Consider the following 12108-nt stretch of genomic DNA (forward strand, 5'->3'; position numbering starts at 1 on the left):
GACGGGCCGGCCGATGCTGGCGAGCGATCTGGATGCGGTCTCGCACATTCAGTGTGAAGCCTACAAAGGGGCTTCTTAGAGTCGGATGAGATGTTTCGCGGTAGAACCCGCCACGGCATTCCGAGCTTTGTCGCTCCGGCACCTTTCAGCTATTACCCAATCCCGGACGAAGAAAGAACGCACCGCTGCTCGCTCGGCAGCGACGACTGCGTGATCGACGAAACCCTGTTCTTCGTCCGCGGAACCATCGAGATACCCGTGCACGGCTTCGCCGAGCCGTTCACGTGGGGCGTATGGCTCTCCGTCAGCGAAGCGAGTTTTCAGGAGTGGGTCAGGACATTCCACGTTGCAAAGCGATCGCACCTGGGTTCATTCTTCGGCTGGCTCAACCCGCAGCTGTTCGTCTACCCGGATACGATCAATCTCAAGACGATGGTGCATCTGCGTAATGACGGCATCCGTCCGTATGTCTCAGTCGAACCCACCGACCACCCGCTGGCATTGGAGCAACGCCACGGCATTTCGCGCGAACGGGTTGCGCAGATCTATCGCGACGTCATACATCCCGACGACTCGGCGCGATAGCCACGCCACGGCGCGGCACATCGGCCCCGTTTATACCCACCACCAGCAACAATCTCCCGAATCAGCTACAGTGGCCCCTTTGGCGCGCCCCGCCGTGCCCGCCCTCGCGTGCCGCCGCCGCTCCCGCTTCCGCGAACGGCCCGCCACGCGCGGCGGCGCAGCGGATCGCAGATGATTCACCCCGACGAGCGAATCCTGTCATGCCCGATCTGTCCGCCTTCCCGATCACGCAAAAGTGGCCGGCCCAGCATCCCGACCGCCTCCAGCTCTACTCGCTGCCGACGCCGAACGGCGTCAAGGTGTCGATCATGCTCGAGGAAACCGGCCTGCCGTACGAGCCGCACCTGGTGAGCTTCAGCACCGACGACCAGCTGTCGCCGGCGTTCCTGTCGCTGAACCCGAACAACAAGATCCCGGCGATCATCGACCCGAACGGCCCGGACGGCAAGCCGCTGCCGCTGTTCGAATCCGGCGCGATCCTGATCTATCTCGCCGACAAGACCGGCCAGCTGATCCCGAAGGATCTCGCGCGCCGCTACGAGACGATCCAGTGGGTGATGTTCCAGATGGCCGGGATCGGCCCGATCTTCGGGCAGGTGGGCTTCTTCCACAAGTTCGCGGGCCGCGACTACGAGGACAAGCGTCCGCGCGATCGCTACGTCGACGAATCGAAGCGCCTGCTCGCGGTGCTCGACGCCCGCCTCGCCGATCGCCAGTGGGTGATGGGCGATGACTACACGATCGCCGACATCTCGATCTTCCCGTGGGTGCGCAACCTGATCGGCTTCTACGAAGCGGGCGACCTGGTCGGCTTCAGCGAATTCCGCCACGTCGCACGCGCGCTCGACGCGTTCGTCGCCCGCCCGGCCGTTGCACGCGGCCTCAACATTCCGGCGCGTACCTGACGCGCACGGCCGGCCCCGCGTTCATCGCGGCCGGCAGGATGCCAACCCGCCGCGCGATGCGGCGGGATTAACCCCCTTCCTCGCCCAATCCCCCCAGCAGCTTGCCCAGCAGCCGCGCGAGCTGCGCCTGCTCCGCCGCCGACAGCGCCGCCAGCAGCGCGCGCTGGTTGTCGATGTGTGCGACGACCGCGTCGTCGATCAGCGCGCGGCCGGCGTCCGTCAGCGCGACGAGCGTGCCGCGCCCGTCGGCCGGATTCGGCCGGCGCTCGACCCACCCCGCCTTCTGCAACCGGTCGATGCGCGCGGTCATCCCGCCCGACGACATCATCAGCGCGTCGTACAGCGCCGTCGGCGTCAGCGCGAACGGCGCGCCGCTGCGGCGCAGCGTCGCCAGCACGTCGAATTCGCCCGGCTGCATCCCGTAGCGCTCGAACAGCGGATTGAGACGGTCGCGCGCGATCACGAGCGCCGCTTCCTGCAGCCGCCCCATCACGAGCATCGACGACGCGTCGAGATCCGGACGCTCCACGCGCCATTGCGCGACCGCGTGCTCGGCCCGATCCACTCGGTTCATTAACCCTCCTCGGCGAACAAGTTATCTTGACGTCGAGATAAATCGGCATTTATCTTGACGTCGAGACAATTTACACGAAAACGCGCGGCATAGGCTTCGACGCCGCGCACGACCTGAGGGCCATACGATGCATCGCTTCACTTCCCCCGGATGGCGGCTCGCCGCCATCGTCCTCGTCGGGCTGAACCTGCGCCCGGCGCTCGCCGCGGTCGGCCCGCTGCTCGACATGATCCAGCGCGCGACCGGCATCGGCGACAGCACTGCAAGCCTGCTGACGACGATCCCGATCGTGCTGATGGGCCTCGGCGCACTCTGCGCGCGGCGGCTGCAGCGCGCGACCGGCATCGCGGGCGGCGTGTCGCTCGGCATCGCGCTGATCGGCATCGCGTGCGCGGCGCGCGTCGGCGCGCAGCAGGCGTGGCTGCTGCTGGCCAGCGCATGCTGCGCGGGGTTGGGGATCGCGATGGTGCAGGCGCTGCTGCCCGGTTTCGTGAAGGCGAATTTCTCGACGCGGGTGGGCGGCGTGATGGGCATCTATTCGACGTCGATCATGGGCGGCGCAGTGCTCGCGAGCGTCGCGGCGCCGCTGGCGGCCGCGCGCTGGGGCTGGCTCGCGGCGCTCGCCGGCTGGGCGCTGCCGGCCGTCGTCGCCGCGCTTGCATGGCCGGTGGCGAGCCGCGGCGGCACGGCCATCGCGGCCGCGTCGCCGCTCGGCGCGCGGCCGTCGCGTTCGCCGCGCACGTGGCGGCTCGCGCTGTTCTTCGGGATCGCGACCGGCGCGTACACGCTGGTGCTCGCGTGGCTGCCGCCGTACTACATGCGGCTCGGCTGGTCGCCCGCCGCGGCCGGCGGGCTGCTCGGCGGCGTCACGCTGGCGGAGGTGGTGGCGGGATTGACGGTGTCGGCGACGATCGATCGCGTGCCCGATCGCCGGCCCGCGCTGTTCGCGGCGATCGCGGCGCTGTTCGTCGGGCTCGTGCTGATGCTCGCCGCGCCGCAGGCGCTGGCGCTGCCGGTCGCGCTGCTGATGGGCGCGGGCATTGGCGCGCTGTTCCCGCTGTCGCTGATCGTCACGGTCGACCATGCGGCCACGCCCGCCGACGCCGCGTCGCTGACGGGCTTCGTGCAGGGCGTCGGCTACCTGATCGCGGGGCTGTTCCCGTTCGCGGCGGGCATCGTGCGCCAGCATCTCGCGGACCTGACGCCCGCATGGGCCGCGATGGCGTGCCTGTGCGTCGTGCTATGCGTGCTGGCTGCCGGCTTCGGGCCGCAGGTCGCGCGGCGTGTTGCGCGCGCGTGAGCGCAGGCGGACGTTCGACGGTGGGCGCGCGACCTACTCGGCGCTCGCGTAAAGCGTCGAATCGGCGAACCCTTCGGCATCGAGCACGCGCCCGATCAGAATCAACGCAGTGCGCTCGATCTGCGTGCCCTGCACCTTCGCGACGATATCGCCGAGCGTGCCGGTGACGCGCGTCTCGTCCGGCCAGCTCGCGCGGTAGATCACCGCGACCGGGCAGTCGGGCCCGTAGTGCGGCAGCGTCTCGTCGACGATGCGCGCGAGATGCCGCACGCCGAGATGGATCGCGAGCGTCGCGCGATGCGCGGCGAGTGCGCCGAGCGCCTCGCCTTCGGGCATCGTCGTCTTGCCTGCGTAGCGCGTGAGGATCACCGTCTGCGCGATGCCGGGCAGCGTCAGCTCGCAGCCGAGCGTCGCCGCGCACGCGGCGGTGGCCGTCACGCCCGGCACGATTTCATACGGAATCCCGAGCGCTTTGAGCCGGCGGATCTGCTCGCCGATCGCGCCGTACAGCGACGGGTCGCCGGAATGCACGCGCGCGACGTCCTGCCCTTTCGCATGCGCCTGCGCGAGCAGCGCGACGATCGCGTCGAGATCGAGCTCGGCCGTGTTGACCACCTGCTCCGCGCGATGGCCGTCGAGCACGGCCGCGGGCACGAGCGAGCCCGCATACAGGATCACCGGGCACGTGCGCACGAGGCGCTGGCCCTTCACCGTGATCAGCTCCGGGTCGCCGGGACCCGCGCCGATGAAATACACCGTCATCGAAAATACTCCGTCAATGGATGGGCGGCCGGGTTGCGCGCCGTCACGCGCGCAAGCCCGGATCGAGCGCATCGAGCAGCGCGCCGGTCGAATCGAACGCACGGTCGACGTCGGGCAGCGGCGGCCGGCGCAGCATCACGACCGGCAGCCGGCGTTCGCGTGCGACGTCCAGCTTCGCCTCGGTCGCGGCGCCGCCGCTGTTCTTGCTGACGACTACGTCGATGCCCGCGAGCGCGAACAGCGCGCGTTCGCCGTCGAGCGTAAACGGCCCGCGCGCGGCGACGATCTGTGCGTGCGCGTTGCCCGGATGTGGATCGAGGCAGCGCACGAGCCAGAACTGGTGCGGCGGGATCGCATCGAGATGCGCGAGCGGCTCGCGGCCGAGCGTGAACAGCGGCCTCCGGAACGGCGCGAGCGCGGCTTCGATGTCGGCCCAGCTGTCGACCATCCGCCAGTCGTCGCCCGGCTGCGGCTCCCACGGCGCGCGGCGCAGCGCCCAGCACGGCACGCCCGCGTCGCGCGCGGCGGCGGCCGCGTTCGCGCTGATGCGCGCCGCATAAGGATGGGTCGCGTCGATCACGAGGCCGATGCCGGCGTCGCGCAGATAGGCGGCCAGGCCGGCCGCGCCGCCGAAGCCGCCGACCCGGACCTCGCACGCGAGATCGGCCGGCACCTTGCCGAGCCCGGCGAGACTGTACACGTCGCGCGGGCCGAGTGTGCGCGCGATCTTCAGCGCATCGCCGGTGCCGCCGAGCAGCAGGATGCGCGCGCTCATCGCGCGACCCCGACGAAGCGGCCCTGCCGGTCGATCGCGAACATCTCGACGGCGACCGACGCGGGCACGATGTCGCGCGCGACGGCGAGCGCTTGCGCGCAGACGAGGTCGCCGAGCGGCACGCCGTCGGCAAGCGCGAGCTTCAGCGCTTCCTGGCTCGTGTTCGCGGCGCGCATCGCGGCCTGCAGCGCGTCGCTCGCGCCGGCTTCGGCCGCCCATTGCGCGAGCAGCGGCAGGTCGATGCTCGAATGGCGGCTGTGCAGGTCGAGATGGCCGGCCGCGAGCTTGCTGAGCTTGCCGAAGCCGCCGCACATCGACAGCCGCGCGATCGGCGCGCGCCGCAGATGCTTCAGCACCGCGCCCGCGAAATCGCCCATCTCGATCAGCGCCATGTCGGGCAGATGATAGTGCGCGCGCATCGCGTCCTCGCTCGCGTTGCCGGTGCACGCGGCGATGTGTTCGATGCCGTTCGCGCGCGCGACGTCGATGCCCTGGTGGATCGACGCGATATAGGCCGAGCACGAGAACGGCCGCACGATGCCGGTCGTGCCGAGGATCGACAGCCCGCCGACGATGCCGAGGCGCGGGTTCATCGTCTTCAGCGCGAGCGCCTCGCCGCCCTCGACGCCGATCGTCACGTCGAAGCCGCCCGCATAGCCGTGCCCGGCCGCGAGCGCTTCCAGGTGGGACGTGATCATCTGGCGCGGCACCGGGTTGATCGCCGGTTCGCCGACCGGCAGCGTGAGCCCCGCGCGCGTGACCGTGCCGACGCCGGGCCCCGCATGGAAGCGCACGCCGGGCGCCGCCGCGAGCGCGACGCGCGCGAACACCAGTGCGCCGTGCGTGACGTCCGGATCGTCGCCGGCATCCTTGATCGTGCCGGCTTCGGCGCCCTCGGCGGCGAGCCTGCAGAATTCGAGACGCATCATCACGCGCTGGCCCTTGGGCAGCACGATCTCGACCGCGTCGTCCGCCGCGCCGGTCAACAGCAGCCGCGCGGCCGCCAGCGACGTCGCGGTCGCGCAGCTGCCGGTCGTGTAGCCGAAGCGCAGCGGCGCCGGCTGTTCGGGGGTTTCGTCGCGCATCATGCCGCCGCGTCGGGTGCGCCAGGCGCAGGCTTGCGCGTGTCGTACAGCGTGACGGGCAACGCCTGCCGCCAGGTGTCGAAGCGGCCGAGCGGCTCGGCCTGCGCGAGCGACACGCGCGTGAGCGTGCCGCCGTGGCGCTCGCGCCACGCGGCGAGCGCGATTTCACCCTGCAGCGTGACGGCGTTCGCGACGAGGCGGCCGCCGGGCTTCAGCGCCGACCAGCACGCGTCGAGCACGCCGGGCACGGTCGCGCCGCCGCCGATGAAGATCGCGTCGGGCGCGGCGAGCCCCGCGAGCGCGTCGGGCGCGCGCCCGGCGACGAGCTGCAGGCCCGGCACGCCGAGCGCGTCGCGATTGTGTTCGATGAAGCGCTGCCGCTCCGCGTGCGATTCGATCGCGATCGCCTGGCACGACGGATGCGCGCGCATCCATTCGATGCCGATCGATCCGCAGCCGGCGCCGACGTCCCACAGCAATTCGTCCGGCGCGGGCGCGAGGCGCGCGAGCGTCAGCGCGCGCATGTCGCGCTTGGTCAGTTGCCCGTCGTGGCGATAGGCGTCGTCGGGCAGGCCCGGCGTCAGCGCGCGCCGCGGCGCGTCGGGCGCCGCGCGGCAGTCGATCGCGACGAGGTTCAGCGCCGCGGTTTCGTCGACGGACCACGCATCCGCGATGCCGTCGACCCGGCGTTCGAGCGGGCCGCCGAGATGCTCGAACACGCTGATCCGGCTCGGCCCGAAGCCGCGCGCGGCCAGCTCCGCCGCGACGGCGGCCGGCGTGCGGCCGTCCGCGCTCAGCACGAACAGGCGCCGGCCCGGCAGCAGGTGGCGCGCGAGCGTCGCGAGCGGCCGGCCGACCAGCGACACCGCGCCGACGTCCTGCAGCGCCCAGCCGAGGCGCGCGGCCGCCAGCGACAGCGACGACGGCGCGGGCAGCACGCGCCACTCGCCGGGAGAAAGCCGGCGCGCGAGCGTCGCACCGACGCCGAACAGCATCGGGTCGCCGCTCGCGAGCACGCACACGGGCGCATCGCGGCGCGCGAGCACGCCCGCGACGTCGAACGGCTGCGGCCAGGCCTCGCGCGCGGCCGTGACCCGCGCGGGCAGCATGTCGAGGTGCCGTGGCGCACCGATCACGCGCGTCGCATCGAACAGCGCGCGCCGCGCGGCGCGGCCGAGCCCCGAATAACCGTCGTCGCCGATGCCGACCACCGTCAGCCACGCCGTCATGCGCCCTTCTCCATCGTTCGATTCCGTCATGTTGCTGCACGCGGCCGCCATGACGCCGCGCATAGGTCTTCGTTGCGAAAAAAGGCATAATACAGCGTTCGTTCGCCGGTGCCCCTCGGGGCCGAAGAGGGAACACAGGGCGCGCACCGCGCCGCTGTGGCTGCCCCCGCAACTGTAGGCAGCGAGCCCGTCTCCACCTTGGCGCCACTGGCTGGTCCGGGAAGGCCCGGAGCGGGCGTCGACCTGTCAGCCAGGAGACCTGCCGGCCTGAAAGTGCGTGCGTGCCAGCCGGCATCGGGCGGGGTGTACCGATGCGATGGCCGCGGCGCGACACTGCTCGGATGCCCCGTTGAGCTCCACCCCCATTCCGTCCCCTGCTTCGCCCACCGTGCGCCCGTCGGCCTGCCCGGGGCTCGTGCGCGTCGTCGCCGCGGCCGACGGCGGCCTGTGCCGGATCAAGCTGCCGGGCGGCCGGCTCGATGCGCGGCAGGCGCGCGCGATCGCCGCCGTCGCGCAGGCGCACGGCTCCGGCGTGATCGAGGCGACCAACCGCGCGAACCTGCAGGTGCGCGGCATCCGCGCCGGCGAAGCCGGTGCGCTTACCCGCGCGCTGCTCGACGCGGGGCTCGGCCCGCTCGTCGACGCCGACGGCGATGCGGCCGCGCTCGCGGCCAGCGACGACGTGCGCAACCTGATGCTGAATCCGCTTGCAGGACGCGACCCCGACGCGCTCGTCGACAGCGCCGCGCTCGCCGCGCCGCTGCTCGACATGCTCGCGCGCGAGCCGCGCCGTTTCGAGCTGTCGCCGAAATTTGCGATCCAGCTCGACGGCGGCGAGCGCATCGCGGCGCTCGATCATCCGCACGACATCTGGCTCGCCGCGTGGCGTCGCGGCGACGGCGCAGTGCGCATCGCGGCCGGGCTCGCCGGCTGCCCGCCGGTCGCGGCCGGCGCTGCGCCCGCGCTCGTCGACGTCGCACCGGCGGATACCGTCGCGCTGGTCCGCGCGCTGCTGCTCGCGTTCCTCGATCTCGCGCCGGCCGACACGACGCGCATGCGTGCGCTGCTGGCCACCTGCGGCGCGCACACGCTGCTCGCGCGCGCACAAGCCACGCTCCCGTTTCCGCTTGCCGCCGATCCCGCGCTGCAAGACTGGCGGCGTGCGCCGTCCGATCCCGCGCTGCGCTTCGGTGCGCAGCCGGTGCGCGACGCGGGGCGCTGCAGCGTCGGCGCGCAGTTCGCGCTCGGCCGTCTCGACGGCGCGCGGCTCGAGCGGCTCGCGGCCCTCGCCGACGCGCACGGCGACGGCACGCTGTCGATGACGCCGTGGCAAGGCGTGTTCGTGCACGGCGTCGCGACGGGCGCGGCCCCCACGGTGCGCGACGCGCTCGCCGCGCTCGGCCTCGTCGTGTCGCCCGGCGATCCGCTCGCGCGGATGGTGGCCTGCGCGGGCAGCGCCGGTTGCGCGAAGGCGCGCGCCGACACGAAGCGCGACGCGCTCGCACTCGCCGCGCGCATCGGCACGGTGCGCGACCTGCACCTGACCGGCTGCGAGCGCCACTGCGCACTGCCGCATCCCGCCGCGCACACGCTCGTCGCGGTCGGGCCGGCGCACTATGACCTTTACCGGCGCGACGGCGCAGCGGGCCTCGGCACCGCGCTCGCGCGCCACTTGACGATCGATGAAGCCGCGGCCCGCCTGGGCGAGGCGCGGCCAAGCCAGGACCCCTACGATGCTTGACTACATACGCGACGGGCAGGAAATCTACCGCCAGTCGTTCGCGACGATCCGCGCCGAGGCCGACCTGTCGCGCATCCCGGCCGACCTCGAAAAACTCGCGGTGCGCGTGATCCACGCGTGCGGCATGGTCGACGTGGTCGACGATCTGCGCTTCTCCGCCGGTGCGGGCGCAGCGGGCCGCGCGGCGCTGGCCGCCGGCGCGCCGATTCTCTGCGACGCGAAGATGGTGGCCGAAGGCATCACGCGCGCGCGGCTGCCGGCCGGCAATCGCGTGGTCTGCACGCTCGGCGAGCCCGAGGTGCCCGACCTCGCGCGGCAGCTCGGCAACACGCGCTCGGCCGCCGCGCTCGAACTGTGGCGAGCGCAGCTCGCGGGCAGCGTCGTCGTGATCGGCAATGCGCCGACCGCGCTGTTCCACCTGCTCGACATGATCGACGCCGGCGCGCCGCGCCCCGCGCTGATCCTCGGCTTCCCGGTCGGCTTCATCGGCGCGGCCGAGTCGAAGGCGCTGCTCGCCGCCGACAGCCGCGGCGTGCCGTACGTCGCGCTGCTCGGCCGGCGCGGCGGCAGCGCGATGGCGGCCGCCGCGGTCAACGCGCTCGCGACGGAGGCCGAATGACGGCCGCGCGCGGGCGCCTGTTCGGCCTCGGCGTGGGCCCGGGCGACCCCGAACTGATGACGCTGAAGGCGGTGCGGCTGCTGCAGGCCGCGCCGGTGGTCGCGTACTTCGTCGCGAAGGGCAAGAAAGGCAATGCGTACGGCATCGTCGAAGCGCATCTGCTCGACGCGCAGGTGCAACTGCCGCTCGTCTATCCGGTGACGACCGAGGCGCTGCCGCCGCCGCTCTGCTATGAAACCGTGATCGCCGATTTCTACGACACGGCCGCCGAAGTCGTGGCCGCGCATCTCGACGCGGGCCGCGACGTCGCGGTGATCTGCGAAGGCGATCCGTTCTTCTACGGCTCGTACATGTACCTGCACGACCGCCTCGCGCCGCGCTACGACACCGAAGTCGTGCCCGGCGTATGCTCGATGCTCGGCGGCACGGCCGTGCTCGGGCAGCCGCTCGTGTATCGCAACCAGAGCCTGTCGGTGCTGTCCGGCGTGCTGCCCGAGGACGAGCTGCGCACACGGCTCGCGCAGGCCGACGCGGCCGTGATCATGAAACTCGGCCGCAACTTCGACAAGGTGCGGCGCGTGCTCGACGAACTGGGCCTCGCGAAACGCGCGCTGTACGTCGAGCGCGCGACGATGGCGAACCAGCGCATCGTGCCGCTCGACGCGGTCGACCCGATGGCGTCGCCGTATTTCTCGCTGCTCGTCGTGCCGGGGGAAAAATGGCAAGGATGACCACCCCGCCCGCGATCGTGATCCTCGGCGCGGGCGCGCTCGACACCGCGCGGCGCATCCAGGCGCGCTATCCGGGCGCGCAGGTGCATGCGCTGGCGTCGCGCGTCGCCGCCGACGTGCCGTTCGACGAACTCGGCGCGCACCTGCGCGAACTGTATGCGCGCGGCTTGCCGATCGTCGCGCTGTGCGCGGCCGGCATCGTGATCCGCTGCATCGCGCCCGCGCTCGCCGACAAGGGCGTCGAGCCGCCGGTGCTGGCCGTCGCGGAGGATGGCTCGGCCGTCGTGCCGCTGCTCGGCGGCCTCACCGGCGTGAACGTGATCGCACGCGAGCTGGCCGACTGGCTCGGCGTCGCGCCCGCGATCACGACGAGCGGCGAGCTGCGCTTCGGCGCGTGCGTGCTCAATCCGCCGGACGGCTATACGCTCGCGGATCTCGCGCAAGGCAAGCGCTTCGTGTCCGACCTGCTCGCGGGCGCAGCGACCCGCGTCGACGGCGCGGCACCATGGCTCGACGACGTCGCGCTGCCGCGCGACGACGCGGCCGCGCATGCGATCCGCGTGACGCCGCTCGCATGGCGCGGCGCGCAAGACGAACTCGTGATCCATCCGCGCAGCGTCGTGGTCGGGATCGGCGTGCAACCGGTCGCGCCGAGCGCCACGCTCGACGCACGCGTGCACGCGCTGCTCGATTTGCACGGCCTCGCGCCGCAGGCGCTCGCGGCCCTCGTCGCACCGGCCGCGCTGATCGGCGATGCCGCGCTCGAAGCGGCTTCGGACGCGCTCGGCGTGCCGCTGCGTTTCGTCGATGCCGACGACGCCGATGCCGACGCACAGGCAGCCGCCGTGCTCGAACGCGCGCTGCGCGTGCCGCACACGATGCACGCGCCGCACGACGGGCTGGCCTGCGCGGTGGCCGCGCAGCCCGTCGATCCGAACACGCTCGGCCGCGCGCGCGGCCGCCTCACCGTGGTCGGCCTCGGGCCCGGCGGCGCGGCATGGCTCACGCCCGCCGCGCGCGCCGCGCTCGCGGACGCCACCGACATCCTCGGCTACACGACCTACGTGAACATGGCCGGCCCGTTTCGCGCCGAGCAGCGCGTGCACGGCACCGACAATCGCGAGGAGATGCAGCGCGCGCGCCATGCGTTCGAGCTGGCGGCCGAAGGCCGCCGCGTCGCGGTGGTGTCGTCCGGCGATCCGGGCGTGTTCGCGATGGCCGCGGCCGTGCTCGAAGCGCTCGACGAGACGCGCGACCCGCGCTGGGCGGCGGTCGAGCTGCGCGTCGAGCCCGGCGTGTCGGCCTCGCTCGCGACGGCCGCGCAGGCCGGCGCGCCGCTCGGCCACGACTTCTGCGTGATCTCGCTGTCGGACAACCTGAAGCCGTGGGGCGTGATCGAAACGCGCCTGCGGCATGCCGCCGAAGCCGATCTCGTGATGGCGTTCTACAACCCGATCTCGCGCGCGCGGCCGTGGCAGCTCGATCGCGCGCTCGACGTCGTGCGCGCGCAGCGCGCGGCGGACACCGTCGTCGTGCTCGGCCGCGACATCGGCCGGCCCGGCGCGACGCTCGTCAACACGACGCTCGGCGCGCTGCGCGCCGATCAGGTCGACATGCGCACGATGGTGATCGTCGGCTCGTCCACCACGCGGCGCTTTTCCGTCAACAATGGGCGGGATTGGGTCTACACCCCGCGCTGGTATCGCTGAACGCGCGCCGGGCCGCATGCCCGGCGCCGTATCGAATGCATGTAATTGTTTCGCACAGCGATTCAAACAAAATAAAAACGTAATTAAGGATTC

At 72.2% G+C, this 12108-nt stretch carries 12 protein-coding genes and 1 riboswitch; of the genes, 7 read left to right on the plus strand and 5 right to left on the minus strand.

Features of this window, described 5'->3' with window-relative positions:
• Positions 1–90 precede the first annotated feature (90 nt).
• Both ABFO07_RS10545 and ABFO07_RS10550 read left to right on the plus strand, forming a co-directional pair.
• Positions 91–585, plus strand: a complete 495-nt coding sequence (locus ABFO07_RS10545; protein WP_347467127.1) for a DUF2199 domain-containing protein — start codon at positions 91–93, stop codon at positions 583–585.
• 200 nt (positions 586–785) lie between these two features.
• Positions 786–1490 (plus strand): glutathione S-transferase N-terminal domain-containing protein, encoded by a 705-nt coding sequence (locus ABFO07_RS10550; RefSeq protein ID WP_059806795.1) that lies wholly within the window; start codon positions 786–788, stop codon positions 1488–1490.
• 67 nt (positions 1491–1557) lie between these two features.
• On the opposite strand, the gene ABFO07_RS10555 is transcribed toward ABFO07_RS10550, so the two are convergent.
• Positions 1558–2055, minus strand: coding sequence for a MarR family winged helix-turn-helix transcriptional regulator (locus ABFO07_RS10555; protein ID WP_059806798.1), 498 nt, complete (start codon positions 2053–2055; stop codon positions 1558–1560).
• 136 nt (positions 2056–2191) lie between these two features.
• On the opposite strand from ABFO07_RS10555, the gene ABFO07_RS10560 reads away from it, so the two are divergent.
• Positions 2192–3364, plus strand: a complete 1173-nt coding sequence (locus ABFO07_RS10560; RefSeq protein WP_347467130.1) for an MFS transporter — start codon at positions 2192–2194, stop codon at positions 3362–3364.
• 33 nt (positions 3365–3397) lie between these two features.
• Here ABFO07_RS10560 and cobM read toward each other — a convergent pair whose 3' ends face one another.
• The 4 genes from cobM to ABFO07_RS10580 are packed head-to-tail and all read right to left on the minus strand — an operon-like array spanning position 3398 to position 7215.
• The gene (gene cobM / locus ABFO07_RS10565) at positions 3398–4126 is read right to left on the minus strand and encodes a precorrin-4 C(11)-methyltransferase (protein ID WP_059560723.1); all 729 of its coding nucleotides are present in this window, start codon (positions 4124–4126) and stop codon (positions 3398–3400) included.
• A 43-nt stretch (positions 4127–4169) separates the two neighbouring features.
• On the minus strand, positions 4170–4901 hold the full coding sequence (locus ABFO07_RS10570; RefSeq protein ID WP_347467132.1) for a cobalt-precorrin-6A reductase: 732 nt from the start codon (positions 4899–4901) through the stop codon (positions 4170–4172).
• On the minus strand, positions 4898–5986 hold the full coding sequence (locus ABFO07_RS10575; protein ID WP_060017296.1) for a cobalt-precorrin-5B (C(1))-methyltransferase: 1089 nt from the start codon (positions 5984–5986) through the stop codon (positions 4898–4900). The genes ABFO07_RS10570 and ABFO07_RS10575 overlap by 4 nt, the downstream gene beginning before the upstream one ends.
• Complete coding sequence (locus ABFO07_RS10580) at positions 5986–7215, minus strand: bifunctional cobalt-precorrin-7 (C(5))-methyltransferase/cobalt-precorrin-6B (C(15))-methyltransferase (RefSeq protein ID WP_059560908.1); 1230 nt, start codon at positions 7213–7215, stop codon at positions 5986–5988. Before ABFO07_RS10580 ends, ABFO07_RS10575 begins: the two co-directional genes overlap by 1 nt.
• Before the next feature lie 89 nt (positions 7216–7304).
• Positions 7305–7496, plus strand: a riboswitch (cobalamin riboswitch).
• Between the two features lie 107 nt (positions 7497–7603).
• On the opposite strand from ABFO07_RS10580, the gene cobG reads away from it, so the two are divergent.
• The 4 genes from cobG to cobJ are packed head-to-tail and all read left to right on the plus strand — an operon-like array spanning position 7604 to position 12015.
• A complete protein-coding gene (gene cobG, locus ABFO07_RS10585) occupies positions 7604–8956 on the plus strand; it encodes a precorrin-3B synthase (protein WP_347468653.1) in 1353 nt (450 codons plus the stop codon).
• Positions 8949–9575, plus strand: coding sequence for a precorrin-8X methylmutase (locus ABFO07_RS10590; protein ID WP_059560717.1), 627 nt, complete (start codon positions 8949–8951; stop codon positions 9573–9575). The genes cobG and ABFO07_RS10590 overlap by 8 nt, the downstream gene beginning before the upstream one ends.
• Positions 9572–10306: a precorrin-2 C(20)-methyltransferase gene (locus ABFO07_RS10595; RefSeq protein WP_059560714.1), complete on the plus strand. Its 735-nt coding sequence runs from the start codon at positions 9572–9574 to the stop codon at positions 10304–10306. The genes ABFO07_RS10590 and ABFO07_RS10595 overlap by 4 nt, the downstream gene beginning before the upstream one ends.
• Positions 10303–12015 carry a precorrin-3B C(17)-methyltransferase gene (cobJ, locus tag ABFO07_RS10600; protein WP_347467135.1) on the plus strand — a complete coding sequence of 571 codons (1713 nt, stop codon included), beginning with the start codon at positions 10303–10305 and terminating at the stop codon, positions 12013–12015. The genes ABFO07_RS10595 and cobJ overlap by 4 nt, the downstream gene beginning before the upstream one ends.
• Positions 12016–12108 lie beyond the last annotated feature (93 nt).

It is taken from the genome of Burkholderia stagnalis, from assembly GCF_039848545.1.
Lineage (GTDB): Bacteria > Pseudomonadota > Gammaproteobacteria > Burkholderiales > Burkholderiaceae > Burkholderia > Burkholderia stagnalis.

Excerpts from the sequence above, each read along its gene's own strand:
- cobM (WP_059560723.1), bottom strand. The coding sequence starts at position 4,126 with ATGACGGTGTATTTCATCGGCGCGGGTCCCGGCGACCCGGAGCTGATC.
- ABFO07_RS10580 (WP_059560908.1), bottom strand. The coding sequence starts at position 7,215 with ATGACGGCGTGGCTGACGGTGGTCGGCATCGGCGACGACGGTTATTCG.
- ABFO07_RS10575 (WP_060017296.1), bottom strand. The coding sequence starts at position 5,986 with ATGCGCGACGAAACCCCCGAACAGCCGGCGCCGCTGCGCTTCGGCTAC.
- cobJ (WP_347467135.1), top strand. The coding sequence starts at position 10,303 with ATGACCACCCCGCCCGCGATCGTGATCCTCGGCGCGGGCGCGCTCGAC.
- ABFO07_RS10545 (WP_347467127.1), top strand. The coding sequence starts at position 91 with ATGTTTCGCGGTAGAACCCGCCACGGCATTCCGAGCTTTGTCGCTCCG.
- ABFO07_RS10570 (WP_347467132.1), bottom strand. The coding sequence starts at position 4,901 with ATGAGCGCGCGCATCCTGCTGCTCGGCGGCACCGGCGATGCGCTGAAG.
- ABFO07_RS10595 (WP_059560714.1), top strand. The coding sequence starts at position 9,572 with ATGACGGCCGCGCGCGGGCGCCTGTTCGGCCTCGGCGTGGGCCCGGGC.
- ABFO07_RS10590 (WP_059560717.1), top strand. The coding sequence starts at position 8,949 with ATGCTTGACTACATACGCGACGGGCAGGAAATCTACCGCCAGTCGTTC.
- ABFO07_RS10550 (WP_059806795.1), top strand. The coding sequence starts at position 786 with ATGCCCGATCTGTCCGCCTTCCCGATCACGCAAAAGTGGCCGGCCCAG.
- ABFO07_RS10560 (WP_347467130.1), top strand. The coding sequence starts at position 2,192 with ATGCATCGCTTCACTTCCCCCGGATGGCGGCTCGCCGCCATCGTCCTC.